The sequence below is a fragment of the Curtobacterium sp. 24E2 genome (assembly GCF_016925595.1).
Taxonomy (GTDB): domain Bacteria; phylum Actinomycetota; class Actinomycetes; order Actinomycetales; family Microbacteriaceae; genus Curtobacterium.
In genome coordinates this window covers 1,674,448-1,700,189 of the sequence record NZ_CP068987.1, presented here as the reverse complement: position 1 = coordinate 1,700,189, position 25,742 = coordinate 1,674,448, and the positions used below count along the sequence as shown (strand labels likewise).

26 protein-coding genes and 2 pseudogenes are annotated in these 25,742 nt (G+C 71.2%); 10 read left to right on the top strand and 18 right to left on the bottom strand.

Translation table 11 applies throughout. From position 1 onward, the window contains the following. The first annotated feature begins 31 nt into the window (after positions 1–31). Positions 32–184 (top strand): hypothetical protein, encoded by a 153-nt coding sequence (locus tag JN350_RS08470; RefSeq protein ID WP_159572741.1) that lies wholly within the window; start codon positions 32–34, stop codon positions 182–184. Between the two features lie 8 nt (positions 185–192). On the opposite strand, the gene JN350_RS08465 is transcribed toward JN350_RS08470, so the two are convergent. From JN350_RS08465 to JN350_RS08455, 3 genes are read right to left on the bottom strand one after another with little or no spacing between them, the layout of a single operon-like run. Next, positions 193–1,056 (bottom strand): EamA family transporter, encoded by an 864-nt coding sequence (locus JN350_RS08465; RefSeq protein ID WP_205464208.1) that lies wholly within the window; start codon positions 1,054–1,056, stop codon positions 193–195. Between the two features lie 13 nt (positions 1,057–1,069). Continuing rightward, a complete protein-coding gene (locus JN350_RS08460; protein ID WP_111084503.1) occupies positions 1,070–1,732 on the bottom strand; it encodes a response regulator transcription factor in 663 nt (220 codons plus the stop codon). 39 nt (positions 1,733–1,771) lie between these two features. Next, complete coding sequence (locus JN350_RS08455; RefSeq protein WP_205464207.1) at positions 1,772–3,328, bottom strand: sensor histidine kinase; 1,557 nt, start codon at positions 3,326–3,328, stop codon at positions 1,772–1,774. Positions 3,329–3,459: 131 nt separating this feature from the next. Between JN350_RS08455 and JN350_RS08450 the strand changes: the two genes are divergently transcribed. Further along, positions 3,460–4,041 (top strand): hypothetical protein, encoded by a 582-nt coding sequence (locus JN350_RS08450; RefSeq protein ID WP_205464206.1) that lies wholly within the window; start codon positions 3,460–3,462, stop codon positions 4,039–4,041. 82 nt (positions 4,042–4,123) lie between these two features. Here the strand turns inward: JN350_RS08450 and JN350_RS08445 are convergent, their stop codons facing one another. From JN350_RS08445 to JN350_RS20120, 8 genes and pseudogenes are all read right to left on the bottom strand, one after another. After that, positions 4,124–5,776, bottom strand: coding sequence for a dipeptide ABC transporter ATP-binding protein (locus JN350_RS08445; protein ID WP_205464205.1), 1,653 nt, complete (start codon positions 5,774–5,776; stop codon positions 4,124–4,126). Continuing rightward, a complete protein-coding gene (locus JN350_RS08440) occupies positions 5,773–6,357 on the bottom strand; it encodes a MarR family transcriptional regulator (RefSeq protein WP_240347646.1) in 585 nt (194 codons plus the stop codon). The genes JN350_RS08445 and JN350_RS08440 overlap by 4 nt, the downstream gene beginning before the upstream one ends. After that, positions 6,354–7,763 carry a serine hydrolase gene (locus JN350_RS08435; RefSeq protein ID WP_240347645.1) on the bottom strand — a complete coding sequence of 470 codons (1,410 nt, stop codon included), beginning with the start codon at positions 7,761–7,763 and terminating at the stop codon, positions 6,354–6,356. Before JN350_RS08435 ends, JN350_RS08440 begins: the two co-directional genes overlap by 4 nt. A gap of 96 nt (positions 7,764–7,859) precedes the next feature. Continuing rightward, complete coding sequence (locus JN350_RS08430) at positions 7,860–8,633, bottom strand: ABC transporter permease (RefSeq protein ID WP_240347644.1); 774 nt, start codon at positions 8,631–8,633, stop codon at positions 7,860–7,862. Between the two features lie 112 nt (positions 8,634–8,745). Beyond that, on the bottom strand, positions 8,746–9,687 hold the full coding sequence (locus tag JN350_RS08425; RefSeq protein WP_205464204.1) for an ABC transporter permease: 942 nt from the start codon (positions 9,685–9,687) through the stop codon (positions 8,746–8,748). Continuing rightward, complete coding sequence (locus JN350_RS08420; protein ID WP_205464203.1) at positions 9,687–11,078, bottom strand: M14 family zinc carboxypeptidase; 1,392 nt, start codon at positions 11,076–11,078, stop codon at positions 9,687–9,689. Before JN350_RS08420 ends, JN350_RS08425 begins: the two co-directional genes overlap by 1 nt. Before the next feature lie 16 nt (positions 11,079–11,094). Next, complete coding sequence (locus tag JN350_RS20125) at positions 11,095–11,937, bottom strand: ABC transporter substrate-binding protein (protein ID WP_275898025.1); 843 nt, start codon at positions 11,935–11,937, stop codon at positions 11,095–11,097. Between the two features lie 70 nt (positions 11,938–12,007). Further along, positions 12,008–12,505 (bottom strand): annotated as a pseudogene (locus JN350_RS20120) (ABC transporter substrate-binding protein); the annotation flags it as partial. 52 nt (positions 12,506–12,557) lie between these two features. On the opposite strand from JN350_RS20120, the gene JN350_RS08410 reads away from it, so the two are divergent. The 3 genes from JN350_RS08410 to JN350_RS08400 all read left to right on the top strand — a co-directional run bounded on the left by JN350_RS08410 (position 12,558) and on the right by JN350_RS08400 (position 14,939). Further along, on the top strand, positions 12,558–12,701 hold the full coding sequence (locus JN350_RS08410; protein ID WP_205464534.1) for a hypothetical protein: 144 nt from the start codon (positions 12,558–12,560) through the stop codon (positions 12,699–12,701). Positions 12,702–12,834: 133 nt separating this feature from the next. Next, complete coding sequence (locus tag JN350_RS08405; RefSeq protein ID WP_205464202.1) at positions 12,835–13,473, top strand: FMN-binding negative transcriptional regulator; 639 nt, start codon at positions 12,835–12,837, stop codon at positions 13,471–13,473. After that, the gene (locus JN350_RS08400) at positions 13,470–14,939 is read left to right on the top strand and encodes an amidohydrolase (RefSeq protein WP_205464201.1); all 1,470 of its coding nucleotides are present in this window, start codon (positions 13,470–13,472) and stop codon (positions 14,937–14,939) included. Before JN350_RS08405 ends, JN350_RS08400 begins: the two co-directional genes overlap by 4 nt. 6 nt (positions 14,940–14,945) lie before the next feature. Here JN350_RS08400 and JN350_RS08395 read toward each other — a convergent pair whose 3' ends face one another. Genes JN350_RS08395 through JN350_RS08385 form a run of 3 tightly spaced genes read right to left on the bottom strand, consistent with a single transcriptional unit; the run spans position 14,946 to position 17,046 of the window. After that, positions 14,946–15,875, bottom strand: a complete 930-nt coding sequence (locus tag JN350_RS08395) for an Fpg/Nei family DNA glycosylase (RefSeq protein ID WP_205464200.1) — start codon at positions 15,873–15,875, stop codon at positions 14,946–14,948. 9 nt (positions 15,876–15,884) lie between these two features. Then, positions 15,885–16,382, bottom strand: coding sequence for a ribose-5-phosphate isomerase (locus JN350_RS08390; RefSeq protein ID WP_205464199.1), 498 nt, complete (start codon positions 16,380–16,382; stop codon positions 15,885–15,887). Positions 16,383–16,404: 22 nt separating this feature from the next. Beyond that, positions 16,405–17,046, bottom strand: a complete 642-nt coding sequence (locus tag JN350_RS08385) for a helix-turn-helix domain-containing protein (protein WP_205464198.1) — start codon at positions 17,044–17,046, stop codon at positions 16,405–16,407. Here JN350_RS08385 and JN350_RS08380 point away from each other — a divergent pair. Further along, a complete protein-coding gene (locus tag JN350_RS08380) occupies positions 17,045–17,572 on the top strand; it encodes a GNAT family N-acetyltransferase (RefSeq protein ID WP_240347643.1) in 528 nt (175 codons plus the stop codon). The genes JN350_RS08385 and JN350_RS08380 overlap by 2 nt on opposite strands. A gap of 36 nt (positions 17,573–17,608) precedes the next feature. On the opposite strand, the gene JN350_RS08375 is transcribed toward JN350_RS08380, so the two are convergent. Then, positions 17,609–18,262 carry a mycothiol-dependent nitroreductase Rv2466c family protein gene (locus tag JN350_RS08375; RefSeq protein ID WP_275898024.1) on the bottom strand — a complete coding sequence of 218 codons (654 nt, stop codon included), beginning with the start codon at positions 18,260–18,262 and terminating at the stop codon, positions 17,609–17,611. A gap of 122 nt (positions 18,263–18,384) precedes the next feature. On the opposite strand from JN350_RS08375, the pseudogene pepN reads away from it, so the two are divergent. The 3 genes and pseudogenes from pepN (at position 18,385) to JN350_RS08360 (ending at position 22,617) form a co-directional block, all read left to right on the top strand. Continuing rightward, positions 18,385–20,963 (top strand): annotated as a pseudogene (gene pepN / locus JN350_RS08370) (aminopeptidase N). A 77-nt stretch (positions 20,964–21,040) separates the two neighbouring features. After that, positions 21,041–22,108 (top strand): mechanosensitive ion channel family protein, encoded by a 1,068-nt coding sequence (locus JN350_RS08365; RefSeq protein ID WP_205464196.1) that lies wholly within the window; start codon positions 21,041–21,043, stop codon positions 22,106–22,108. Continuing rightward, positions 22,105–22,617, top strand: coding sequence for a globin (locus JN350_RS08360; protein WP_461964247.1), 513 nt, complete (start codon positions 22,105–22,107; stop codon positions 22,615–22,617). Before JN350_RS08365 ends, JN350_RS08360 begins: the two co-directional genes overlap by 4 nt. Positions 22,618–22,784: 167 nt before the next feature. Here the strand turns inward: JN350_RS08360 and JN350_RS08355 are convergent, their stop codons facing one another. Further along, positions 22,785–23,627, bottom strand: coding sequence for an NAD-dependent epimerase/dehydratase family protein (locus JN350_RS08355; protein WP_205464195.1), 843 nt, complete (start codon positions 23,625–23,627; stop codon positions 22,785–22,787). 45 nt (positions 23,628–23,672) lie between these two features. Next, complete coding sequence (locus JN350_RS08350; RefSeq protein WP_461964245.1) at positions 23,673–24,191, bottom strand: hypothetical protein; 519 nt, start codon at positions 24,189–24,191, stop codon at positions 23,673–23,675. 220 nt (positions 24,192–24,411) lie between these two features. Between JN350_RS08350 and JN350_RS08345 the strand changes: the two genes are divergently transcribed. Further along, positions 24,412–25,275: an acyl-CoA thioesterase gene (locus JN350_RS08345; protein ID WP_123294002.1), complete on the top strand. Its 864-nt coding sequence runs from the start codon at positions 24,412–24,414 to the stop codon at positions 25,273–25,275. On the opposite strand, the gene JN350_RS08340 is transcribed toward JN350_RS08345, so the two are convergent. Beyond that, entirely contained in the window at positions 25,262–25,717 is a 456-nt protein-coding gene (locus tag JN350_RS08340; protein WP_205464194.1) for an acyl-CoA thioesterase, read from the bottom strand. The genes JN350_RS08345 and JN350_RS08340 overlap by 14 nt on opposite strands. Positions 25,718–25,742 lie beyond the last annotated feature (25 nt).

Sequence of the window (25,742 nt, the reverse complement as noted above, 5' to 3'; positions counted from 1 at the left end):
CGGTCCGAGTGTCGTCTCGGGAGGAGGCACCATGAAGAACACCGCGGTGCCGTCCTGGGTGGCCCACGTGCTCACCCCGCCCGAGGTCATCAGCGCCTACGTCGAGGCGCGGGTCAACGACCCGGCCCTGTTGTCGGGCGAGCACACGGAACCCACGTACGCCGACTTCCTCGGCGACGAGTAGACGGTCGTTCAGCGGCGTCGGCGGCGCGCGGACAGCGTGACGCCGACGCTGGCAGCGGTGACGCACACCAGCGCCACCGTCTCCAGCACGGACAGCCCCTCGCTGAGCACCACGAGGCCGGCCAGCGCGGCGATCGCCGGGCCGAGACTCTGCAGCACGCCGAACACACGCGTCGGCATCCGCCGCAACGCCAGCATCTCGAGGGCGTAGGGCAGCACGCTCGACAGCACGGCCACCACGCCGAAGACGAGCAGGAGCACGGGTTCGCGGACCACGCCGTCGACCGCGGACGGGAGCCCGAACGGCAGCGACACGAGCATCGCGACCACCATCGACACCACCAGGCCGTCGACACCCGGGATCGCGGCGCCGACGTGCCGGTTCATGACGATGTAGCCCGCCCAGCACACCGCCGCGAGCACGGCCCAGACGACGCCGCCGACCTCGGTCACGGCGCTCGGGCCGACCCCGAGCAGCACGACGCCGGCGAGCGCCAGGGCAGCCCAGAGCGCGTCCCGCCACCGCCGGGTGTGCACGAGGGACAGGGCGAGCGGGCCGAGGAACTCGATCGTCACCGCGACCCCGATCGGGATGGTCGCGAAGGCCAGGTAGATGAAGACGTTCATCCCGCCGAGCGCCAGTCCGAGGCCGACCGCGCCAAGCCACTGCGCGCGGGTCCAGTGCCCGACGCGGGGACGGACGACCAGGGCGAGCACCACCGCCCCGATGACGAGCCGGAGCGTCGCGGCCCCGACCGCGCCGACGTCGTCGAAGTGGGTCTTCGCGATCGCGGCACCGAGCTGGACGGACACCATCGCGGTGAGGGCGAGCAGCGGAGCCGGGATCCGGTCGGTACCGCGGGCCTGGTTCATCCGCGGGCCCGGCTCATCCGAGGTAGGCGAGCACGGCGAGGACGCGGCGGTGGTCCTCGCCGGTGTCCTCGAGCGCGAGCTTGCCGAAGATGCTCGACACGTGCTTCTCGACGGCGCCGGTGCCGATGACGAGGGCGCGGGCGATGGCCGCGTTCGTGCGGCCCTCGGCCATCAGGCCGAGCACGTCGCGTTCGCGCGGGGTGAGCGCGGCGAGCGGGTCGCGCCGCCGGCTCATCAGCTGCGTGACGACCTCGGGGTCGAGCACCGTGCCGCCGGCGGCGATCCGGCGTACGGCGTCGTCGATCTCCTCGAGCCGGGTGACGCGGTCCTTGAGCAGGTAGCCGATGCCCGTCGCACCGGCGGCGAGGACGTCCTCGGCGTAGGTGGCCTCGACGTACTGCGAGAGGAGCAGGACCCCGGTGCGCGGGGCGATCCTGCGGGTCTCGACGGCTGCGCGGACGCCTTCGTCGGTGAAGGTCGGCGGCATCCGGACGTCCATGACGACGACGTCGGGAGCGCCGTCCGGCAGCGTCGCGAGGAACGCACGGGCGTCCGCGTACTGGCCGATGACGTCGATGCCGGCTTCGTCGAGCACGCGGGCCAGGCCCTCGCGCAGCAGGACGGCGTCGTCGACGACGACGGCGCGGATGCGTGCTGCATCCGGGCCGTCTGTCATGCCGACCAGCCTAGTGGGAGCACGGGCGCTCCCGTGGGGTCACGACCGCGGGTTCGCCGTCGTGGGCACGCCGTTCAGGGCACCGAGCGGGATCCGCGCCGTGGCCTCGGTCGGGCCGCCTTCGGGGCTCGCGACGACCAGGTCGCCGTCGAGTGCACGCATCCGGCCGATCAGGCCCTCGATGCCGTGGCCCTGCTGGGGTCGTGCGCCGCCGCGGCCGTCGTCGGTCACGCTGACGGTCAGGTACCAGAGCCCCGAGGCGTCGACCACGAGGCCGAGGTACACCCCGGCCGTCGTCGCACCGGCGTGCTTCATGGTGTTCGTCAGGAGTTCGCTCACCGTGAAGTACACGTTGCGCTGGATCTCCGTCGCGAGCTCGAGGCCCTCGGGCAGGCGGACGTCGAGGCCGACCGGGATCGGGGTGCGGGCGACGAGGGCTTCGAGGGCCGCCACGAGCCCGCGGTCGAGCAGGATCGGCGGAGCGAACCCACGGGACAGCGCACGCAGTTCGTCGAGGGCGTCCTGCGCGTGCTCCGAGGCCTCGCCGATCAGCTGTTTCGCCTTCTGCGGGTCCTTGTCGAACGCGCGTTCCGCTGCCGACAGGTCCATCCGGAGGCGCACCAGGCGCTGCTGCGGGCCGTCGTGCAGGTCGCGCTCGATCTGCCGCAGGGCCTGGCCCTCGGCGGTCACTGCACCGGCACGCGAGGCCTGGAGCCCGGCGACGCGCTGCTCGAGCTGCTCGGCCCGGAACCCGCCGAGCAGGCCGAAGTCCACCCAGTAGTGCGCGATGACCGAGCCACGGGCCCAGAGCGGGAACAGCACGACCGAGGCGGCCATCGACAGCAGCCCGAGGAACCCGAAGCCGACGACGGAGGTCATGTCCCACCCGAAGTACTGCGCGCTCAGGCCGTTCGCGAACGCGACCACCGCGAGCCCGACGGGCCAGAGGAACCCGGCGAGCAGCAGGACGCCGGCGCCCACGGTGAAGAGCGCGACGAGCGGGTACACGACCGCTGCATGCAGCAGGTAGAGCCAGTAGTGCGGGTTGGCGACCGCGGAACCGGTGCGCGTCCACCAGTTCTGCTGCCAACGGGGCGTCCAGTCCACCGGGCGGATCGGACGCCGGTCGGCCCATCCGATGCGGAGCTTCTCGAACTGTCCGAGCCACCGCGCCACGAACAGCGCGATGAAGAACATCAGCAGCACGAACGGGTTGAACAGATCGCGGAAGCCGCCGCCGAAGATCGCCGCGGGGAACGCGAAGTAGAGCGTGCAGAGCAACACCCCGGTCAGGGCCATGTACCCGAAATCGCGCGGCAGGCGCTTCCAGGACTCGCGGTAGAACGCGCTGGCGGTCATGCCGGAGCCCGCACTGCCGCCACGACCGCCACCCGGTGCCGATCCGTTCGGCGGGGTCGCTCCCCATGACGCCGGCGGGGTCTGCTGTTCGTGCTGTCGCGGGTACTGCGGCATCGGCTTGGTGGCTCCAAGTGGGACGGAGTCGCCCAGCGGGACGGTCTGGGCCTGGTCGGGCGAGGGTGTGACGTCGTCCAGCGGGACGGTTCGCGCCTGGTCGAGGCGGTCGGTGTCGGTCATGACTCCAGCCTCGCGATCACGGGGCCGTTCCCCCATCCTGCCCCCTCCCCACCCCAGGTGGGGTTATCCCCCGTTCCCCCGACTACCGGGGCACCATGGCGGCGTGACGGGCGCGGGAGTAGTGTCCGGGTATGCAGAACATCACGGGGGTTCGGGTGGTCTCGGCCGCGGCGGTCGTCGCAGCGGTCGTGTTCGGGGCGCGCGGACTGGTGGGGACGATCTGGCTCGCGCCGTGGGACCTGCCGAACGGACTGCTCCTCGTCGCCACGGCGCTCGCCGGACTGGCCGGCGTGGTCGTGCTCGTCGCCGCGGTGCGCGCTCGGGACCGTCGGGCGCTCGCGTTCGCGGTGTCGGTCCTTGCGTTCGCGCTCCTGTGGCCCGCGCCCAGCTGGGTCACCGAGGTGCTCCTCGTCGTCGCGCAGGGTGCACTCGTGGCGTTCGGGGTGCTGACCATCCGGAACGAGGACGGCGTCCAGCGGGCCTTCGGCTGGATCGTCACCGTGGCGGCGTCGCTGTGGTTCGTCGCGGCGCTGCTGTCGAACACGGTCCTGCTCACAGCGCTGCCGCAGGAGGCGCTCGGCATCGTGCTGGCCGTCCCGGGGCTGCTGCAGGCCGTGGCGTACCTCGCGGCGACGGTGCTCGTCGCCGTCCCGCTCCTGCGTCCGGTGGGCCGGGGCGTGAATGCGCTCTGGGCCTCGGCCGAGGTGCGCTGACTCCGCAACGGCGCTGAGGCCGCAGGGCCACAGGGCCACAGGGCCACAGGGCCGCTGAGGCCGCAGGGCCGGCGAGCGCCCCTCAGCCGGCCCGTGCCGCCAGGCGCTCGGATCGGCGCACTGCCTGCTCGTCCGGGTCGGGCACCGGCGCAGCCTGGATGAGTCGACGCGTGTAGGGGTCTTTCGGTGACCGGAGGATGGCGTCGCGGGTCCCCTGCTCGGCGACCTTCCCGCCGTGCAGCACGACGACCCGGTCGCACAGCGTGTCGACCACGGCGAGGTCGTGGGTGACGAACAGGCACGCGAAGCCCAGGCGTTCCTGCAGCTCGCGGAAGACGTCGAGCACCCGCGCCTGCACCGAGACGTCGAGGGCGCTCGTCGGCTCGTCGGCGATGAGCAGTGCGGGGTCGAGTGCGACGGCGCGTGCGATCGCGACGCGCTGCCGTTGTCCGCCGGAGAGCTCGTGCGGGAAGCGCTCGCGGTACCCGCCGTCCAGGCCGACGTCCGCGAGCAGCCGGTCCACCCGTTCGTCGATCTGGGCCGACGGCAGGCGCAGGATCTGCCGCAGCGGCTCGGCGACGGTCTGTCCGACCGTGTAGCGCGGGTTGAGCGACCGGAGCGGGTTCTGGAAGACCACGCCGACGTGTCGCCGCATCTCCCGACGAGCTGCTCGCCGGGCGACCGCCACGTCGGTGCCCTCGACGACGACCGAACCGGACGTGATCGGTGCGAGCCCCACGGCGGCGCGGCCGATGGTGGTCTTGCCGCTGCCGGACTCGCCCACGAGTCCGACGATCTCACCGCGACCGACCGTGAACGACACGTCGTCGACCGCGCGGAACCGCCCGCGCAGTGCACCGCCGTACTCGACCACGAGGTGCCGGACGTCGAGGACGACCGACGGGGCCTCCGTGACGGGGTCGACCCGCGCCTCCCGGCCGACCTCGGTGCCCATGCGTGGGACCGCAGCGAGCAGGTCGCGGGTGTAGTCGGCGGACGGTGCGGAGAAGACCGTGGCGACGGTGCCCGTCTCGACGACGCGGCCGCGGCGCATGACGACCACGCGGTCGGCGATGTCGGCGACGACGCCCATGTCGTGGGTGATGAGGAGGATCGCGGTGCCGGTGCGTTCCCGCAGCGCACGCAGGACGTCGAGCACCTCGGCCTGCACCGTGACGTCGAGTGCGGTGGTCGGCTCGTCGGCGATGAGCAGGTCGGGGTCGGCGGCGAGCGCCATCGCGATCATCACCCGCTGCGCCTGTCCACCGGAGAGCTCGTGCGGGTACTGACCGAGGCGGCGTTCGGGTTCCGGCACCTCGACGGCACGCAGGAGTTCGAGCGACCGCTCACGGACGGCGGCGCGGTCGTGCGAGGCGTCGGCGCGGCGGACGGCCTCGGCCAGCTGGAACCCGACCGTGAACACCGGGTTGAGGGCAGCCGACGGGTCCTGGAAGATCATCGACACGCTGCGGCCGCGGGCCCCGCGCAGGGTGCGCTCGTCGGTGCCGAGCACCTCGAGGTCGCCGAGCCGGATGCTGCCGGAGGACCACGCCCCGTCCGGCGCGATCCCCATCGCCGTCATCGCCGTCATGCTCTTGCCGGAACCGGACTCCCCGACGACGGCGACGACCTCGCCGCGGCCGACGGTGAACGAGGCGTCGTCGACCGCGCGGACCTCGGCGCCGTCGACGTCGAAGGTCACGGACAGGTGGTCGACGGTCAGGACGTCGGTCATGGGGTCTCCGAGCGGTCGGTGCGGTCGCGGGCGGCCTTGAACGCCTCCCAGTCCTCGAGCATCTTGTGGTGGTGGCCCTGCAACCACTGCATGTAGTCGCGGCCGTTGAGCAGGCGCTCACGCACCTCGGCGTCGACGTCGCCCGCCCCGGTGCGGCCGGCGTGCTCGACGACGGCCAAACCGTGTCCGATGATGTCGCGCTGCCGGTCGAGGTACTTCCGTTCGCCGGCGAGCCAGGAGCCCCAGACGTCGGCCTCGGCACGGAAGTAGTGGCTGCGCTCACCGGCGACGATCTGCCGCTTCACGAACCCGGAGTCGACGAGCCGGCGCGTCGCCATCGAGACCGAACCGGAGCTGGCGCCGAGCGCGCGCTGGAGATCGGCGGAGGACGAGTGCGGCGCGCGCGTCATCATCAGGTAGCCGAGCACGCGGGCGTCGGTCAGGGGCATGCCCGCACCGTCGTTGAGCATGAGGGCGAACTCCTCGACGAACGCCTGGCGGTCGGGTCCGAGCACGACGTCGTCGTGACCGACACCGTCGCCGTGCCCGACACCGTCGCCCCGACCGTCCACGTCACTCACGGTGCCAGCCCTGCCGCGACCTCGGGCGACTCGGCCGGGATCGTCCACGGTTCCTCCGTCATGCCGCCACCGGCACGGATCGACCGGACGGTACCGTCGGTGTCGCGCGTGAAGGTGATGTCCTCGTCGACCGAGCCGAAGCGGTTGCCGTGCGTCATCCGGAGTGTGTCCGCGTCGACGACCTCGAGCCGGGTCGGGGTGTCGAGCGGTTCGGGTCCGGACGGGTCGACCTCGACGAGCCGGTCGCCGATCCGGGCGATGTCGCTGACGCCCCACGGGTTGGCGAAGCGTCCGGTGTACGCGGCGGTGTCGACGTCGTCGGGCACGGGGGTGCCCGGCGCGGACGTGTCCGCCGCGGCGTCGAGCATCTGCACGATGGCGGTGGCGATGAGGGTGGCGGGACCGGCGGCAGCGCTCGTCAGCACGGACACGACGAGTCCGGATGCCGGGTCGAACAGCGACTGGGTGATGTGCCCGGGGAACCCGCCGGAGTGGCCGCGGACCTCGCGGCCGCCGATGCGGTCGACGATGAACCCGGCGCCGTAGCCGCGGGCGGCCGGGTCGTCGGTGGCGCTCCAGGCCTTGCGCTGCGCGAGCCGCTTCGAGTGGTCGTCGAGCAGGCTGCCGGCCCCGATGACGTGCTGCGAGAAGTACTCGACCAGGTCGGAGGCGGTGCCGTGGAACCCGGTGGCGGCGGCCATGGCACGGGTGTCCACGTGGTCGATGCGCTGCCGCTGCCGCGCGGTGTGGAACCCGGTGTAGCCGACCACGAAGTCGTCGGCACGCGTGGGGTCCCAGTCCGGGCCGGTGTTCCGCAGGCCCAGGGGTTCGGTGATCGACTCGCGGACGAAGTCGTTGTAGGACTGCCCGGAGACCGCGGCGATGACGAGTCCGAGCAGCGAGTAGCCGAGGTTCGAGTAGTTGAACGACGACCCGGTGGGGACCTTCTGCCCACGGTCGAGCACGAGTGCCAGCAGCTCCTGCTCGTCGGGGAACGGCCGCAGGAGCGACCAGTAGTCGCCGTCGTGGCCGTCGCGGATGACCCCGGCGCCCATCTCCATGAGCTCACGGATCGTGGCGTCGGCGAGCGGCGAGCCGCCGTCGACCAGCGCCGGGACGTACGTGCCGACGGTGTCGTCGAGCCGGAGCGACCCGCGCTCGGCGAGCTGGAGCAGTGCCGTCGCGGTGAAGGTCTTCGAGTGCGAGGCGATGCGGAACAGGTCGGTGGTGGTCAGGCGGCGACCGGCCTCGACGTCGGCGTAGCCCCAGGCCTCGTCGAACAGCACCTCGCCACCGAACCCGATGGCGACCTGCACGCCCGGCACCCGCAGCTGCCAGACCTTGTACGAGACCCACTCGTGGATGTAGGGCAGGGTCTTCCGGTACGCGGAGAGGGTGTCGGTCACGGTGGTCCTTTCGAAGGGCGGTGGTTCGAGTCTGGCGCGTCGGTCGCGACGGCGCCCGCCGCGACGCGCGTCGGCGCCGGTCAGCGCCGACACGCCTCAGCGCCGACGCGGGTCGAGCGCGGCGCGCAGCGTGTCGCCGAGCGCGATGACGGAGAGCACCGTGACGGCGAGGAACGTCGCGGGTGCGATGAGCATGTGCGGGGCGCGGAGGAACTGCGACGTCGCGGCGGAGAGCTGCAGTCCCCACGAGATCGCCGGGCTCTCGAGCCCGATGCCGAGGTAGGTCAGCGACGACTCGGACACGATGACGCCGCCGACGGTGATGGTCGCGAGCACGAGCAGCGGCGAGATCGACGACGGCAGCACGTACCGGGTGGTGATCCGCCAGGTGGACAGCCCCATCGTGCGGGCGGCGAGCACGAACTCGGCGTTCCGCACGCTGCGGACGCTCGACCGCACGAGCCGGGCCATCGTCGGCCACCCGAACAGCGCGAGCACGAGCGACACCGTCAGCACGGACCGCTCCCCCACGCTGTTGAGCACCACGACGGCGCCGAGCAGGAACGGGAAGCCGAGGAACACGTCGGTCAGGCGGGCGAGCACGGCGTCGACCCAGCCGCCGACCATGCCGGCGATCGTCCCGACGACGACGGCGACCATGCCGGCGAGCACGGTGGTGAGCACCGCGACGGCGATCGACGAGCGGGTGCCGTACACGACGTTGGCGTACACGTCGCAGCCCTGCAGGTCGAAGCCGAACGGGTGTCCGCTGGTCGGCGAGGCGCCGCTCTGCCCGAGGTCGCACACCCGGGGGTCGCCGTGGCCGAACAGTCCGGCGAACAGCTGCGGGAACGACGCGACGAGCAGCACGACGACCAGGACCGAGGCGGGGACCCAGAAGCCCGGGGTGCGGGCCGCGGCCAGCAGGGGCGTCGTCGGCCGCCGACGACGGTTTCGACGGTGGCGCTGAGCGCTGAGGTGGTCATGCGGCTGCTCCGGTCCGGACGCGGGGGTCGAGGGCGGCGTGCAGCAGGTCGACCAGCACGCTCGTGACGAGGAACACCAGGATGAGCGCGGTCGAGATGCCGACCACGACAGCACCTTCGTGCGACCGGATGCCCTGGAACAGCAGGTTGCCGACACCGGGCAGGTTGAAGATGCCCTCGATGATCACGGTGCCGCCCATCAGGTACCCGAGGTCGGTCGCCAGGTAGGTGGCGGTGGGGATGAGCGAGTTCCGCATCACGTGCACGCCGACGATCCGACCGGGCGTGAGCCCCTTGGCCCGTGCGGTGCGGACGTAGTCGGCGTCGAGGGTCTCGATCATCGAGGTGCGGGTGAGCCGGGACACCGCCGCGAGCCCGAACAGCGCGATGACGAACGCTGGCAGGATGTACGGCGTCGGCCAGCCCGCGGTGACGCCGGCGACCGGGAACCAGTGCAGCCGCACCGAGAACACGAGTTGCAGGGCGACGCCGAGGACGAACACGGGGATCGCACCGACGACGATGGTGCCGACCAGGACCGTCTTGTCGAGTGCGGTCCCGCGCTTGAGTGCGGAGAGCACTCCGAGGCCGATGCCCAGGACGATCTCGAGCGCCCACGCGGTGAGCGCCAGGGTGATCGTGACGGGCCACCGCGAGGCCATCTGCTCCCCGACGGACTGCCCGTTGAAGTCGGTGCCGAAGTCGCCGCGGAACAGCCCACCGAGGTACTGCACGTACTGCAGCCAGAGCGGCTGGTCCAGGTGGTACTCGGCCCGGAGCGTGCGGACGACCGCGTCGCTGAGCGGCCGGTCGCCGCCGAGCGCCCGGATCGGGTCACCGGGCAGCGCGAACGTCATCGCGTAGATGAGGAACGTCACCCCGAGGAACACGATGGCCAGGCCGCCGAGCCGGCGACCGACGGCGAGCGTCGGACGCATCACGCGCCTCCAGGAAGGGACACGGTCAGCCTGGAGGCGCGGGTCGGCGCCGCCACGTGACTCGCGCAGGCGAGGATCGCCCCGAACTGCACCCCCACCAGTTTGCGGATCGGGATCGGTTCGGCGCCCGTGGCCGCGTCCGCCTGCCAGGTCGCGTACCGCTCCGCCAGCCGGTCGCGCAGCCGCCGGACCGGCGCCGGCGCCGTGCCGGCGGTGGTCTCCGCCTCGACCGCGCGGAGCAGCATGCCGCCGTAGCGCAGCCGGAAGCAGCGGACCAGGTCCTCGCAGCCGAAGCGCTCCGCGACGGTGGCCCGCCGGTCGGCCGGCTCGCGGTCGGCCCGGCGGCGGTCGGTGTCCGCCGTGCTGGCGAGCATCGGCACGAAGGCCCGCGACGCCTCGAGGAACGGCGACTCGATCGACAGCATCGGCGACGCCTCGTCGAGCAGCTGCTGGAGTTCCTCGCCCGAAGCGCCGAGCTCGGCGGAGCAGCGCCGCAGCAGGTCGGCGTACGACTCGTCGGTCGGGGTCTGGTCGTCGGCGTCCGGGTGGCTCCAGTACGGCAGTTCGGCCACCATGCACAGTGCCCCGTGCCGCATCGCCCACGCGGCGCTCGACGCACCGTGGATGTGCTCGCCCGGGTCGACCCCGAGCCCTTCCAGGTAGTCGTACGCGGTCTCGATCCCGTCCATCGCGAACACCGCGGGGGCGAGTTCGCGCAGGAAGGGTGACTCGGGCTCCCCGGTGTCGAGCGGCAGCCCGAGCGCGGCGGGGACCGCGTGCAGGGTGTCGACGACGTCGGGCAGGTCCTCGGAAAGGTAGTAGTAGACCCCACCCATCTCGCCGTTGTGCAGCGACACCAGCAGGTCCGGCTCGGTGTCGTCGATGAGCCGCATGAACGCGAGCGTCTCGGGCAGCACCTGGTCGAAGTACACCGACTTGTAGCGGTTCGGGAACGTCCACTCCACCTGGCTGTCCGGGGCCGGGCGGTAGAAGTGCCGCGAGTAGAACACGCGGTCGTGCGGGTCGTGGAACCAGGCCTCGTTGAGCCGCATGCCGTCCGGGTCGATCGTCGGGACGATGTGCCAGGTGACGTCGAGCGCACGGGCGTCATCGTCGGTGAGCACCGTCTCGGCGAGGTGCAGGGCCGTCCACGAACCGATCGGTTCGTTCGGGTGCACGCCGCCGACCACGACGGCGGCGTGCGACCCGGTGCCGATCCGGTAGGAGTGCAGCGGTTCGCCGAGCCGGCTGGTGCCGATCCGGGTGACCGTGACCTGGTCCGGGTGCGCCGCGGCGAGCGCGTCGAACCGGGCGTGCAGGTCGTCGACGAGCGGGAAGCCGTCTCGGGCGGGGACCTCGGCCGCCAGGCGGAGGATGGTGCGCTGGTCCATGTGGTGGTGCCCTACTTCACGGCGATCTGCGCGACGACCGGGCTGCCGGCGACCGCGGGAGCTTCGTGACCTTGTCGCTCGTGACGTACGAGTACTTGTCGAAGAAGGTCGGGACGACGGGGAAGTCCTCGAGCACGGCCTCCTGCGTCTTCGTGTAGTACTCGTTCGCCTCGTCCTGCGAGCCGGCCGAGTCGGCCTTCGCCAGCAGGGCGTCGACGGTGTCGGACTGGTAGTACCCGGTGCAGGGCGAGCAGCCGCCGGCCAGGGTGAACAGGGCGCGGAGGGTGTTCTGCTGGCTGATGTACAGCGCACCCCAGTGACCGAAGTGCGGGCCGGCGACCTTCTTGTCCGTCAGCTCGGAGTAGTACGAGGCCCAGTCGGTGGTGGCCTTCGCGACGGTGTCGACGCCCAGGTTCTGCCGGATCTGGTTGGCGTAGGCCTCGTAGAGCGAGTCGAGGCCGCTGCCGCCGGGGTAGACGAGCGTGATCGTGCCGTCGAAGCCACCGGACTTCGCCAGGAGATGCTTCGCCGCTGCGGGGTCGAACTCGCACGCGTCGCCGCAGATGCCTTCTTCCGTGCCGGACATCGACGGGGGCGTGAGTGCGGTGGCGGGGTCGTACAGGCCGCCGTAGATGGCGGTGTTCACCTCGTCGCGGTCGATCGACATGGAGATCGCGCGTCGGACGTCCGGGTCGGAGTAGCGGTCGTCCCAGAGCGGGAAGCCGAGGTAGTCGATGCCCGGGGCGTCGAAGGAGTGCAGGCGGTCGCCGAAGTCGGCCTTCGCGCTCGTCATCTTGTCGGTCGGCAGGAACAGCACGTCGGCGTTGCCCGCGAGGACGTCGGTGTAGGCGGTGTTCATGTCCGAGATAGCTCCGGAACGTGACGTCCTTGGTGACTGGCTTCGTGCCCTCGTAGTCCTTCCACGCGGTGACGGTGAACTCCTTGTCCGCCTTCCACGCCGACTGCATCTCGTAGGGGCCGTTCCCGATCGGCTTCTTGTCGTACGCCTTCAGGTCGTCGTAGGCGGCCTCGGGCATCGGGTAGAACGCCGTCTGGGCCTGGCTGAGCTGCAGCGGGAACTGGCTGTCGGCGTGCGTGAGCGTGACCGTGAAGGTGTCCTTGCCGGTGACCTTCAGCCCCGACATCTCCTTCGTCTTCGGGGTGCCCTTCGCCGGGTTGAGGTCCGTGTACCCGACGATCGCGGCGAGCTGCCCGCTGTTCTCCCACGCGTTGGGGCCGTAGGCGACGTGGTTCCAGGCCTTCACGTAGCTCTCCGGGGTGACGGCCTCGCCGTTCTGGAACGTCCAGCCGTCCCGGAGGGTGATCGTCCACGTGGTGGCGTCGTCGCTCTCGACGCTCTTCGCGGCGACGTCGTGGAGCTCGCCCTTCGCGTCGGTCTGCGTCAGCGGGGCGAACAGGCTCTGCACCTGGTCGAACGCGACGGTCTGTCGTCCGGGCGTCAGGTGGTCGGGCTCGCCGGTGGCGTACACCAGGCTCGCGTCCGCTGCGGAGTCGGCCGTGCCGCTCGCCGAACAGCCGGTCACCACGAGCGCCAGTGTGGCTGCCGTGGCCAGGGCGGCGATGGTCCTGCGTCGCATGGGGGTCTCCTCGGGTCGTCGTTGATGAGTGAAGCTAGGCCCGTCGGAGCACCCGGCACAATGCTTCTTTCAATGCACTCTGAAACTTTTACCGTTCTGAAACACTCGTGAAACGACAGGTGTCGCGCTCGACCGGGGCCGTGTGCCACGCTCGGACCATGCGGCACACACCCCACTTCCTGATGACGGACGTCGACGAGGTCAAGCGCCTCGTCGCCGGCAACCCGTGGGCCACGATCGTGTCGCACACCGACGCCGGGATCGTCGCGTCGCACTACCCGTTCCTGCTCGAGACGCCCGGTCCGGACGACGACCCCGACGCGATCGTCCTCGTCTCGCACGTCGGCCGCCCCGACGAACTCGCGCACGAACTCGGCCGCCACGAGGTCCTGGTCGTGGTGCAGGGTCCGCACGGCTACGTCTCCCCCGCCTGGTACCCGCCCGAGCAGTTCGTGCCGACCTGGAACCACGTCACCGCCCACCTGTGGGGCACGCCGGAGCTGCTGTCCGACGACGAGAACTTCCGCGTGCTCGGTGAGCTCGTCGACCACTTCGAGCGCATCATGCCCGAGCCGGTGTCCCTCGAGATCGACGAGGAGACCGCACGCCGGATGGCGAAGGGCACCGTCGGCATCCGGATCCGGGTCACCCGGTTCGACGCCCGCGCGAAGCTCTCCCAGAACAAGGCCCCCGAGGTCGTCGACCGCATCATCGCCGGCCTGCGCGGCGACGGCCCCTACGCGTCGCCGGCGCTCGCCGACGAGATGGCACGGGCGCACCGTCTGGAGGAACGGTGAGCGAGATCCTGCTCCGCACCGTCCGCCGGGTGGGCACCTCCGGGGCCCCTGCCGACGTCCGCATCGCCGACGGCCTGGTCACCGAGAGCGCGCCGGCCGGCACGCTCGACCCCGCCGGCCCCGACACCGAGGTCGTCGAGGCCGCCGGTGCCTGGCTCGGCCCCGGCCTCCGCGACCACCACACGCACTTCGACCAGTGGGCCCTGGTGCGCCGCCGCGTCGACGTCTCCGGCTGCGACTCCGCGGAGTCGACCGCCGACCTCCTCGCCACGGTCGCGCGGACCGGGGTGCCGGACCGCGTGCTGATCGGACACGGCTACCGCGACGGGTTGTGGCCGACCCCCGCACGACGCGAGCTGCTCGACCAGGCCGCACCGGGCCTCCCGACCGTCGTCATCAGCGGTGACCTGCACGCCGTCTGGTGCAACGCCCTCGCGTTCGCGCACTTCTCCGCACTCGTCGGCCGGCCGCTCGAGGCGGGCCCGGACGGGGTCCTGCGCGAGCAGGACGCCTTCGACGTGACCGGCGCGCTCTCGCAGGTGCCGGACGACCTCCTCGACGGGTACGTCGCCGACGCCGTGGAGGCCGCCGCGGCCCGCGGAGTGACGGGCATCGTCGACCTCGAGATGCGCTTCGGCCTCGACCGCTGGACGCGCCGGATCCACGCCGGCACCGACGCGCTCCGGGTGTCGTCGGGCGTCTACCCGGCGGAACTCGACGCCGTGATCGACCGCGGACTCCGTACCGGCGACGTCGTCGACCGGACCCGCGGCCTGCTCACGATGGGGCCGTTCAAGGTCGTCACCGACGGCTCGCTCGGCACCCGGACCGCGGCCATGACCGACGGCTCCGGCGTGCTGGCGTGGGAGTTCGACGGCCTCGTGGCCATCACCCGCCGGGCCGTCGACGCCGGACTCGTGCCCGCGATCCACGCCATCGGCGACCGGGCGAACACCCTCGCGCTCGACGTCTTCGAAGCCGTCGGCGCCCGCGGCACCATCGAGCACGCCCAGCTGCTCGTCGACACCGACGTCGACCGGTTCGCCAGGCTCGGGGTGGCCGCCTCGGTGCAGCCCGAGCACGCCATGGACGACCGCGACATCGCCGACCGGCACTGGGCGGGCCGCACCGACCGCGCCTTCGCGTTCGCGTCGCTCGCCCGAGCCGGTGCCCGGCTGCTGCTCGGGTCGGACGCCCCCGTCGCACCGCTCGACCCGTGGATCTCGATGGCCGCGGCCGTCGGACGCGACCGGGACGGCCGCGACCCGTGGCACCCCGCCGAACGGCTCTCCGCGCTCGCCGCGTGGCAGGGCTCGACGGACGGTCGGGTCAGCGTCGCAGTCGGTGACGTCGCGGACCTCGTGCTCGTCGGGTCGGACCCGCTGGCAGCGTCGTCGTCCTCGTTGCGCTCGACGCGGGTGCTCGCGACCGCGATCGCCGGACGGTTCACGTACTCAGAGCTCTGAAGTGCGCTACTTCTGGTCCTTCGGGCACCAGTAGAGCTTCCGGCCGGCCATGTCGGCCATCCGGATCTCGGTGCCACACACCCGGCAGGGCTCACCCTGGCGGTGGTAGACCCAGTGCCGGTCCTTGCGCGACCGCTGCGCCTTCTTGTACTCGGCGTCGGACAGTCCGTCCATCGTCATCATCAGGCCGTCGCGGACGCCGTCGTGCAGCAGCTTCGACCAGTCCGCCCACAGCGCCTTCGCCTGCTTGACGGTGATCTTCTTGCCGACCTTGTACGGGTCGATGCGCTGCCGGAACAGCAGTTCGGCCCGGTAGATGTTGCCGATGCCGCTCACGACGGACTGGTCCATGAGCAGCTGGCCGATGGCGACGTTCCGCTTCCGGACGTTGTCGACGAAGGCCTTCTCGGCCTCGGGACCGTCGTCGTTCATCGGGTCGGGGCCGAGCTTGTCGAGGGCGCGCTGCACCTCGGCCGGCGTCTCCACGACGCACGCGGTCGGCCCGCGCAGGTCGGCGACGGTGTCCTCGGTCAGGATGCGGACGCGCACCTGGCCGACCGGGTCCGGCGGGAAGGACTCGATCGGGTCCTCGGCCTTCTCCTGCTCGGCCATCCGGTAGCGCGCCAGCCGTGGTGCGCCGATCGAGCTGAGCGACTCCTCGCGGTCGTCGTCGTCCGACAGTGCCTCGGCGGTGGAGATCACCCCCGCGAAGTCCCATGCGCCGTACAGGCCGAGGTGGACCCGGAGGAACAGGTCGTCCTCGAACTCGAGGAACATCTGCTTCGCCACCGCGCGGGCGGCGACCAGCTTCTTGCCGTCGAGCTGCGCGGCCCCGGCGGCGAACCGCCCCTGCGGACTGGACACCTCGCAGCGCTTGCCGACGAAGTGGCGGGTGAACTGGTTGGCGATTCGGTGGACGGAGTGACCCTCGGGCATGGGACCTGTCTACTCGGCCGAGCCGTCGATCTGCTTGCCGGCGATGTGCCCCGTCTGCTCGTACTCGGCCAGCTGCGCGATGCGGCGTGCGTGACGCTCCTCGCCTGAGAACGGCTCGGCGATGAACAGGTCGACGAAGCGGATCGCTTCGTCCTCGGTGTGCTGGCGGGCACCGATCGAGATGACGTTGGCGTCGTTGTGCTGGCGTGCGAGGAGTGCGGTCGAATCGTTCCAGACGAGCGCTGCGCGGACGCCCTCGACCTTGTTCGCGGCGATCTGCTCGCCGTTGCCGGAGCCGCCGAACACGACGCCGAGCGCCTGGACGCCGGCACGCTGGTCGTGCACCACGGCGTGCGCGGCGTTGATGCAGAACGAGGGGTAGTCGTCGAGCGCGTCGTACTCGGTCGGTCCGTGGTCCACGACCTCGTGCCCGGCTTCGGTCAGGTGCGTTGCGAGGGTCTGGTTGAACTCGAGGCCGGCGTGGTCCGTTCCGAGGTGGATGCGCATGGAACCGATCCTATTCCTGCGGCTACTGCCCCCGGACCACCACGACGACGTACCGCGTGGGCCCCTCGCCCGGGTTCCGGTAGACCACGTCGGCGGGGTCACCGAGCTCGATCCGGTCGCCCGCGGCGAGCCGCGTCGGCTCGCCGCCGACGACGAGCTCGAGCACGCCGTCGACCACCCAGATGCAGTGCCGCAGGAACGCGTAGGCGGACGCCGGGTAGGCCACTTCGCGGCCGGCCGGGAGGCGCACCTCGGTGACGTCCGCGGGGAACGCCGCACTCGAGACCGGACGGCGGCGGTACCCGGTGTCGGGATCGGTCCAGGACTCCGCGGTCGCGCCGCGTTGGATGCCCCGTGCGTCGTCGGGGTCGGTCGCCCTGGGCACCTCGTGCTCGAGGGCCTCGTCGAGGAGCCGCGAGATCGTCAGGCCGAAGGCGCCGGAGAGCCGGCCGAGGATCGTCGCGGTGGGGCTCGACACCCCGCGCTCGACGCGGTTGATCATGGCGCGGGAGACACCGGACTCCTCGGCGAGCTCGGTGAGGCTCCACTTCCGTTCGGTGCGCAGGCGCTGGAGACGCTCGCCGAGAGCACGCTGTTCGTCTGCGACCGTGTCGTCGGCGGCGGTTGCGTCATCGACGATCGGTTCGTCTACGATGTGAGACATGACGACAGCATATGCGACGAACGGGACGGATCCGGTCGTGGTGCGCGATTGCGAACCCCGCGACCTCGACGTCGTGCACGCCCTGCACGTCGACGCCGTGCTGCACTCCACCGCCGTCTGGCAGGAGATCCCGCACCCCCGCGCGTACTTCGACGGCTGGCTGGCCGAACGGCGGGGCGACGGGTACCCCGTGCTCGTCGCCGAGGTCGACGGCACCGTTGCCGGGTACGCCACGTACTCGCAGTGGCGACCGCACCACGGCTACCGGCTCACTGTCGAGCACAGCGTCTACGTGGTCGAGTCGTTCCGCGGTCGGGGCATCGCCTCGACCCTGATGCGGTCGCTCGTCGAGCGGGCGACCGCCGAGGGCCGGCACGTCATGATGGCGGGGATCTGCAGCACGAACACCGGGTCGATCGCCCTGCACACCAAGCTCGGGTTCAGCACGGTCGCGGTCGTGGCCGAGGTCGGACGCAAGTTCGACCGCTGGCTGGACCTGACGCTCATGCGCCTTCCGCTCGCCTGACGCGAGCCGAGGGGCGGGGGCGAGCCGCGCCTCCCGTCAGTCGGTGGTGTCGAAGACCGGGCCGACGGTGCGCGAGCGCTTGAGCTCGAAGAAGCCGGGGTACTTGGCCACGGCGACGACGCCGTCCCACAGGTCGAGCGCCTCCTGGCCCTTGGGTGCCGGGGAGATGACCGGGCCGAAGAACGCGGTGCCGGCGACGGCGATGACGGGCGTGCCGACGTCCTGTCCGACGCGGTCGATGCCGTCCTGGTGGCTGATGCGCACGGCGGCGTCGACCTCGTCGGTCCAGGCGTACTCGAGCAGGTCGGCGTCGAGGCCGAGCTCCGCGAGCACTGCGGGGACCACCTGGTCGGGGTCCTGCTCCTGGCGGTGGTGGACGTGCTCACCGAGGGCGTCGTAGAGCGGCTTCACGATGTCCTGGCCGAGCCGGAGCCGCGCCGCCGTGACGATGCGCGGGTAGAGCTGCCCCTTGTGGATGCGCTCGCGGTACTCGTCGGGGATGTCCTGGTCTTCGTTCAGGACAAACAGGCTCATCACCTTCCACGTGACGTCGAGGTCGCGGTGCTCGGCGACCTCGCCCACCCAGCGGCTCGTCATCCACGCCCAGGGGCAGTTCGGGTCGAACCAGAACTCCACGGTGGTGCGTTCCGTCGTGTGTTCCGTCGTCTTGTCCACAGTCGTCTCGCTCACGCTCCGAGCGTACGCGGCGTCGCTAGGCTGGGGATGACCGTCCCGCCGGTGCACGACGCCGTGCCGGGACTCCCCCGCGCGGACCACGATCGTCCGCGTCCTCAGCGAAGATGGAGCGTTGCGTGCCCGGAGAGAACCTCACCAGAACCGAAGCCCAGGAACGTGCCGGCATCGTCAGCGTGCAGACGTACGACGTCGAGCTCGACCTGACCCGCGGCGCCGAGACCTTCGGCAGCACCACCCGCGTGCGCTTCACCGCGACCGCCGGTGCGTCCACGTTCATCGACGCGATCACGAAGACCGTGCACTCCGTCACCCTGAACGGCACCGCGCTCGACGTCGCCGCGGTGAACGACGGCGTCCGCATCCAGCTCGACGGCCTGCAGGAGCAGAACGAGCTCGTGGTCGTCAGCGACGCGCTGTACACGAACACCGGCGAGGGCCTGCACCGCTTCGTCGACCCCGTGGACGACGAGGTGTACCTGTACTCCCAGTTCGAGGTCCCCGACTCGCGCCGCATGTTCGCGGTGTTCGAGCAGCCCGACCTCAAGGCACAGTTCTCCTTCACCGTGACGGCGCCGTCACGGTGGCAGGTCGTGTCGAACTCCCCGACGCCCGAACCCCACGTCGACGGTGAGCACGCGACCTGGGCCTTCGCGCCCACCGCGACCATCTCGAGCTACATCACGGCGCTCATCGCCGGCCCGTACGAGGTCGTCCGCGACGAACTCACGAGCAGCGACGGCCGCACGATCCCGCTCGGCGTCTTCGCGCGCAAGTCGCTGGCCGAGTACCTCGACCCCGAGTACGTGTTCGAGACCACGAAGAAGGGCTTCGCCTACTACGAGGAGAAGTTCGACGTCCCGTACCCGTTCGAGAAGTACGACCAGCTCTTCGTGCCGGAGTTCAACGCCGGCGCGATGGAGAACGCGGGCGCCGTCACGTTCACCGAGACCTACGTCTTCCGCTCGAAGGTGACCGACGCCATCAAGGAGCGCCGGGTCGTCACGATCCTGCACGAGCTCGCGCACATGTGGTTCGGCGACCTCGTCACCATGAAGTGGTGGAACGACCTGTGGCTGAACGAGTCGTTCGCCGAGTGGGCCTCCACGATCGCCACCGCCGAGGCCACCGAGTGGACCGAGGCCTGGACCACGTTCCAGGCGATGGAGAAGTCCTGGGCCTACCGCCAGGACCAGCTCCCTCGACGCACCCGATCGTCGCGACGATCAACGACCTCGAGGACGTCCAGGTCAACTTCGACGGCATCACGTACGCCAAGGGCGGCTCCGTCCTGAAGCAGCTCGTGGCGTGGGTCGGCATCGACGCGTTCTTCGCCGGCGTCTCGGCCTACTTCAAGAAGCACCACCACTCGAACACCGAGCTGCGTGACCTGCTCGTCGAGCTCGAGGCGACCAGCGGCCGTGACCTGTCCGAGTGGTCGAAGCTCTGGCTCGAGACCGCGGGCGTCAACACGCTCCGCCCGGAGATCGAGGTCGACGCGTCCGGCGCGATCACCGCGTTCGCCGTCCTGCAGGAAGCGCCGGCCGACTACCCGACGCTCCGCCCGCACCGCCTCGCCATCGGCGTCTACGCGTTCGGGACGGACGACTCCGCGCCGTTCGGTGCCGACACCGCGTCCTCGGGCGGCAAGCTCGAGCGCGTGCACCGCGTCGAGATCGACGTCGACGGCGCACGCACCGAGGTCCCCGAGCTCGTCGGCGTGCATCGCGGCGACCTCGTGCTCCTCAACGACGACGACTTGGCCTACGCCAAGATCCGTCTCGACGAGCAGTCCCGCACGACGGCGATCGAGCACCTCGCGGCCATCGCGAACCCGCTCGCCCGCTCCATCGTGTGGGGCGCGATGTGGGACGCCACGCGCGACGCCGAGTCGCCCGCCAGCGACTACGTCCGGCTCGCGCTCGGCAACATCGCGACCGAGTCCGAGTCGACGACCATCCGCACGACCCTGTCGCAGCTGCTCCTGACGACGCGCAACTACGTCGCGCCGTCGAAGGTCGACGCCACGGTCCGCACGGTGGGCGAGACGCTCTGGCAGCTCGCGGCCTCGGCCGAGGCCGGGTCGGACGCCCAGTTCCAGTTCGTGAAGTTCTTCGCGCAGATCGCGTCGACGCCCGAGCACGTCGCCACCCTGCAGGGGCTGCGTGACGGTTCGGTCACGCTGAACGGGCTCGAGATCGACACCGACCTGCGCTGGGAGCTGCTCGAGGGCCTCGTGCTCGCCGGTGCCGCCTCCGATGCCGACGTCGACGCCGAGCTCGCGGCCGACAAGACCGCGTCGGGTGAGCAGGCCGCGGCCCGCGCCCGTGCGACGATCCCGACCGCCGAGGGCAAGCTGGCCGCCTTCGCGTCGCTCGTCGACTCGTCCGAGCTGCCGAACGCGATCGTGCGGCAGACCACGGTCGGGTTCCAGCACGTGAACAGCCCCGTCGTGCTCGAAGGCCTCGTGCCGAAGTACTTCGAAGTGCTCACCCGCATCTGGGCCGAGCGCAGCTACCACATGGCCGACACCATCGTCTCGGGCCTCTACCCGGCGCCGCTCGCGTCGGCCGAGCTCCGCGACGCCGCCCACGCGTGGCTCGAGGCGCACCCGGAGACCCCGGCGCTGCGTCGCATCGTGTCCGAGAGCGTCGCGGGCACGGAGCGTGCTCTCCGGGTGCAGGCGGCCGACGCGTGAGTCGCTCGTGAACACGGGCGGGGTCGCGGCGTTCCTCATGGAACGCCGAGGCCCCGCCCTCTAGCATCGACCGGATCATGAGCCTCGCTGCAACCACCGATGAGACCACGAAGGCCGTCTCCAACGCCTTCACCGACTTCGTCACCACCTGGCACGACGCGATCGTCATCGTGATCACGATCCTCGTCGCGATCATCCTCCGGCTGATCCTGCGCCGAGTGATCCGTCAGGTCGTCGACCGCGTCGTCTCCGGCGTCAAGAAGCGACAGGGAGCGACCGACACGCAGGCGCTCATCGCGTCGCCGGTGCAGACCGCACGCGTCGTGCAGCGCACCCGCACACTCGGCAGCGTCCTGCAGAACCTGGCCACGGTCATCGTCGTGGTGATCGCCCTGGTCGTGATCATCCCGCTCCTCGTTCCGAACGCCGCCGTCGGCATCGTCGGTGGCGCGTCGCTCGTCGCCGCGGGCCTCGCCGTCGGCGCGCAGTCGATCGTGAAGGACCTGCTGTCCGGCATCTTCATGATCCTCGAGGACCAGGCCGGCGTCGGTGACGTCGTCGACACCGGGCAGGCCACGGGCGTCGTCGAGAACGTCGGGCTCCGTGTCATGCAGGTGCGCGACGTCAACGGGATCCTGTGGTTCGTGCCGAACGGCCAGATCCTGCGCGTCGGCAACCTGTCGCAGGGGTGGTCGCGGGTCCTCGTCGACATCACCGTCCCCTACGACACCGACATCGACGCCGTGCAGGACGCCCTGCTCACGGCCGCCGTCACCATGTCGCAGGAGCCCCGCTGGCGCCAGCGCATCGTCGAGAAGCCCGAGATCTGGGGCCTGCAGTCGGTGTCCACGGACGGCATGGTCTTCCGCCTCGTCGTGAAGACCCGCGCGTCCGAGCTCGACGTCGTCGGCCGCGAACTCCGCGCCCGCCTGAAGCACGCCGTCGACGAGCTCGGCATCACCCTGCCCGCGATGGCGATGATCATGCCCGAGGGCTGGGAGAACGCGACCTCGATCAACGGACTGCGCTCCGTGCAGACCCGGCCGACCCCGGCGCCGACCAAGCCGCGCCGCACCAAGCGCAACGTGCTCGGGCAACCCATCCGGACCGACGACCACCACGACGGTGGGAAGGACTCCCAGTGACCGATCCCACGTCCCCGAACAGCGGCACCGGCGGAGCGGGCCTCGGCATGCCGGGGGTGCCGGGGATGCCGGGGGTGCCGGGGGTGCCGGCCCAGCCGATCACGCTGCGGGTCGGTGAGCACGGGGTCTCGGCCACCGGCTCGCTCTTCGACCGCATCGGCGGCGCCCCGACCTTCGACCGGCTCGTCCGCCGCTTCTACGAGGGCGTGCAGCAGGACGACGTCATCTGGCCGATGTACCCGGCCGACGACCTCGAGGGCGCGATCTGGCGTCTGTCGGCCTTCCTGCAGCAGTACTGGGGCGGGCCGGGAACCTACAGCGAGGAGCGCGGACACCCCCGGCTCCGGATGCGGCACAACCCGTTCCGCATCACGTCCGAGGCCCGCGAACGATGGCTGCACCACATGCGCGAGGCCGTCGAGTCGCTGCAGCTCGCGCCCCTCGACGAGGCCGAGCTGTGGGCGTACCTCGACCGCGCCGCGCACGCCATGACGAACACCTTCGACTGACCCGGGGCGCGCCCGCGCCCGCGCCCGCGGCCCCGGCCCCCTTCAGGTTCAGAAATCTGCACATCTCGGCGGCGCCTCGTCCCGTTCATGGAACCTCGGCGAACGGCGCGCGGCATGTCGTGGAACTCGGCGGCGCTGATGCCGCCGCCGAGGGCGGAACGTGGTCCTCAGCGCCCGTACGAGACCGTGGCGAGGTCCTCGACCAGGGACGGGTGCGTCGGGTTCCACCCGTAGGCGGAGCGCGCATGGGCACCGGACGCCTCCTGGTGCAGGAGCAGCGCGTCCGCGAAGGCCCCGCCGAGTCGCTCGCGCGAAGCATCGGCGCTCTCGGGGACGACCGGTGCACCGTGCGCCCCCGCTTCGGCGAGCTCGCGCACCGTCGGGTTGTCCCCGGACACGGCGACGATGTACCCGTCCTGCTCGGCACGCTCCAGCGCGAGGACGTAGAGCTCGCCGAGGTCGTCGACGTGCACCGTGGTCCAGCGCTGCGAGCCGTCACCGACCAGCGTGACCGGCTGGGTGCCGTCGCTGACGAACATCGCGGGGATGCCGACACCTCGCCCGTACACGATGCCCGGGGCGACGATCGTGGTCCGCACGTCGCTCGCCCGCACGGCAGCCTCGTTCGCCGTACGCCACGACGTCAGCTCGGGCGGATCGATCGGCGACTGCTCCGAGATGTCCGTCGAGTTGCCGAAGGTGAAGATGCCGCCGGTGTGCACGAACGGCTTCGGTGTGCCGACGGACGCGCGCAGGACCGTCGCGGTGAAGTCCGGGTCGACGTCGGCGGCGGACGCCGTGTGGACGACGCCGTCGGTCTCGTGGAGCAGTCGTTCGACGACCTCGGTGTCGGTGACGTCCCCGACGAGGGCGTGCCCACCGGCGTCACGCACGTGCTGCGCCTTCTCGTCGGATCGGACGATGGCGGTCACCTCGTGCCCGTGGGCGACGAGGGCGCGGAGGACAGAGGAACCGATGTACCCGGACGCGCCGGTGAGGAAGACGTGCATGCGGCCAGCCAACCACCAGGCCCGGCCGTGACGCTCGCTACGGGTTCAGGGTCCAGGCGCGGCGTTTGACCAGCACGTGCCCGCGCGACGTCGTGAGACGGCTCCACGGACCCGTCTCGAACAAGCGGACCGGGTCGTGCCCGAGGAAGCCGAGGCTCTCCCCGCGAAGCCTGCACCAGCCGGCAGGTGCTCGATGCCCGGCACCGGACGGCCCCAGACCTCGGAGCGCACCTTGCGGATGATCGCCTCGCCCGCGTTCGTCGGGACGGCGTCGGCGACCTCGGCGATGCCGTCACGGGTGGCGCGGCGCAGCAGCTCCGGCGAGACGTCGGGCAGCGGCACCCATCCGCCACGGGGCGGGGAGATCGCCGCCCACGTCACGGTGTGGACCTCGTGCGGGAGCTCGACCTCGATCGGGGTGGCCCGCGTCGGGTCGGCGCCGTCGGCGTGCTCGGCGTCCTGCGCCTCGGCGAGGAGCCGGAGCCGCTCGAGCAGGGACTGCAGCGGCACCACGACGTCGATCGTCGCGGGCTCGGTGAGCGAGAACGTGCGGAGGCCGAGCACCGTCGGCAGCTCGTCGAGGAGCCCGAGGGGTACAGGATCGCCGTGTAGACCGCGAGGACACCGGAGTCGGCGATGAGCCGGACCGAACCGTCCTCGATCCGAGCGGCACGTCCGAGGTACGTGCGGAGGTCACCGAGGGAGGCGGCGTCGGGAAGCGTGAACGAGGTGCCCATGTCGGACCGATCCTACCGGCGCACCCTGTGTTCGTAGACTGCACCACGTGAACGGCGAACCCGACTTCCTGCGGACACTCCGACTCGAGGACACCGGTGCGAGCACGGGTGAGACGATCCTCACCGGCGCGAACCACTGGTCCCCCGGTGGGCGGGTGTTCGGCGGTCAGGTGCTCGCCCAGTGCATCGTCGCTGCGCAGGCCACCATCGAGGGGCGTGACATCCACTCGATGCACGGGTACTTCCTGCGCCCCGGCGACATCGACGTGCCGATCACCTTCGGCGTCGAACGCATCCACGACGGTCGGTCCTTCGCGACGCGGCGCGTGCAGGCCTACCAGCGCGGTGTGCCGATCTTCTCGATGATCGCGTCGTTCCAGGTGCCCGACACCGGGGTCGAGCACCAGGACCCGTACCCGGTGGACACGCCGTCGCCGGAGTCGCTGCCGTCCGCCGCGTCGATCCTGTCCACCATCGACCACCCCGTCGCCAAGGCCTGGGCCGAGCGCTCGATCGACCTGCGGCACGTCGAGGGTCCGGTGTTCGTCGACGTGCAGGGCGAGCACGTGCCGCACCAGGCGGTCTGGTTCCGTGTGCAGGGCGACCTGCCGGACGACCCGGCGCTGCACCGTGCGGTCCTCGGGTACGCCAGCGATCTGTCGATCCTCGAACCGATCATGCGTCGGCACGGCGTCGCCTGGGGCACGCCCGGTGTGAAGAGCGCCAGCCTCGACCACGCGATGTGGTGGCACCGCGACGGTCGGGCCGACGAGTGGATCCTGTACACGCAGGAGTCCCCCAGCGCCCAGGGCGGCCGGGGGCTCGCGTTCGGTCGGATGTTCTCCCGCGACGGACGCCTGCTGGCGACCGTGGCGCAGGAGGGCATGATGCGGGTCCCTACGGGCGGCTGAACTCCACCGGTGCCTCGAGGTACTGCTCGCACGCCGCACGCTCGGCCGCGGTCAGCCGCCGAGGACGGTTCGTGACGACGTCCACCATGACGAGCGCGGTCGTCGCCCGCGTGTAGAGTTCGGCCGGCTGCTGCCCGACCGGCGACCAGACCTCGTACGACAGGTCGATGCTCGCCCCGCCGAGCCGCCCGATCCACATCTGGATGTCGAGCGGCTGGCGCAGGTACGGGATCGACGCGAGGTACTCGAGGCGCTGTCCGGCGATCACCGTCATCGTGCCGGAGCCCGGCCGACCGTCGATGATCGGATCGGGAAGGCTGCCGTCTGCCGACAGCTCACCCGCGTCCGGACCCCAGAACCCCACGATGCGCGCCTCTTCGAGCAGGCGCAGCATCGCGGAGTTGTTGACGTGGCCGTAGGCGTCGATGTCGCTCCACCGCATGCGGATGGGAGCGTGCAGTCTCGCC

Bases quoted from the DNA above. Each gene is read 5' to 3' on its own strand.
- JN350_RS08470 (WP_159572741.1), top strand. From the start codon at position 32: ATGAAGAACACCGCGGTGCCGTCCTGGGTGGCCCACGTGCTCACCCCG.
- JN350_RS08465 (WP_205464208.1), bottom strand. From the start codon at position 1,056: ATGAACCAGGCCCGCGGTACCGACCGGATCCCGGCTCCGCTGCTCGCC.
- JN350_RS08460 (WP_111084503.1), bottom strand. From the start codon at position 1,732: ATGACAGACGGCCCGGATGCAGCACGCATCCGCGCCGTCGTCGTCGAC.
- JN350_RS08455 (WP_205464207.1), bottom strand. From the start codon at position 3,328: ATGACCGACACCGACCGCCTCGACCAGGCGCGAACCGTCCCGCTGGAC.
- JN350_RS08450 (WP_205464206.1), top strand. From the start codon at position 3,460: ATGCAGAACATCACGGGGGTTCGGGTGGTCTCGGCCGCGGCGGTCGTC.
- JN350_RS08445 (WP_205464205.1), bottom strand. From the start codon at position 5,776: ATGACCGACGTCCTGACCGTCGACCACCTGTCCGTGACCTTCGACGTC.
- JN350_RS08425 (WP_205464204.1), bottom strand. From the start codon at position 9,687: ATGCGTCCGACGCTCGCCGTCGGTCGCCGGCTCGGCGGCCTGGCCATC.
- JN350_RS08420 (WP_205464203.1), bottom strand. From the start codon at position 11,078: ATGGACCAGCGCACCATCCTCCGCCTGGCGGCCGAGGTCCCCGCCCGA.
- JN350_RS20125 (WP_275898025.1), bottom strand. From the start codon at position 11,937: ATGAACACCGCCTACACCGACGTCCTCGCGGGCAACGCCGACGTGCTG.
- JN350_RS08405 (WP_205464202.1), top strand. From the start codon at position 12,835: ATGCGGCACACACCCCACTTCCTGATGACGGACGTCGACGAGGTCAAG.
- JN350_RS08395 (WP_205464200.1), bottom strand. From the start codon at position 15,875: ATGCCCGAGGGTCACTCCGTCCACCGAATCGCCAACCAGTTCACCCGC.
- JN350_RS08390 (WP_205464199.1), bottom strand. From the start codon at position 16,382: ATGCGCATCCACCTCGGAACGGACCACGCCGGCCTCGAGTTCAACCAG.
- JN350_RS08380 (WP_240347643.1), top strand. From the start codon at position 17,045: ATGACGACAGCATATGCGACGAACGGGACGGATCCGGTCGTGGTGCGC.
- JN350_RS08385 (WP_205464198.1), bottom strand. From the start codon at position 17,046: ATGTCTCACATCGTAGACGAACCGATCGTCGATGACGCAACCGCCGCC.
- JN350_RS08365 (WP_205464196.1), top strand. From the start codon at position 21,041: ATGAGCCTCGCTGCAACCACCGATGAGACCACGAAGGCCGTCTCCAAC.
- JN350_RS08355 (WP_205464195.1), bottom strand. From the start codon at position 23,627: ATGCACGTCTTCCTCACCGGCGCGTCCGGGTACATCGGTTCCTCTGTC.
- JN350_RS08340 (WP_205464194.1), bottom strand. From the start codon at position 25,717: ATGCGGTGGAGCGACATCGACGCCTACGGCCACGTCAACAACTCCGCG.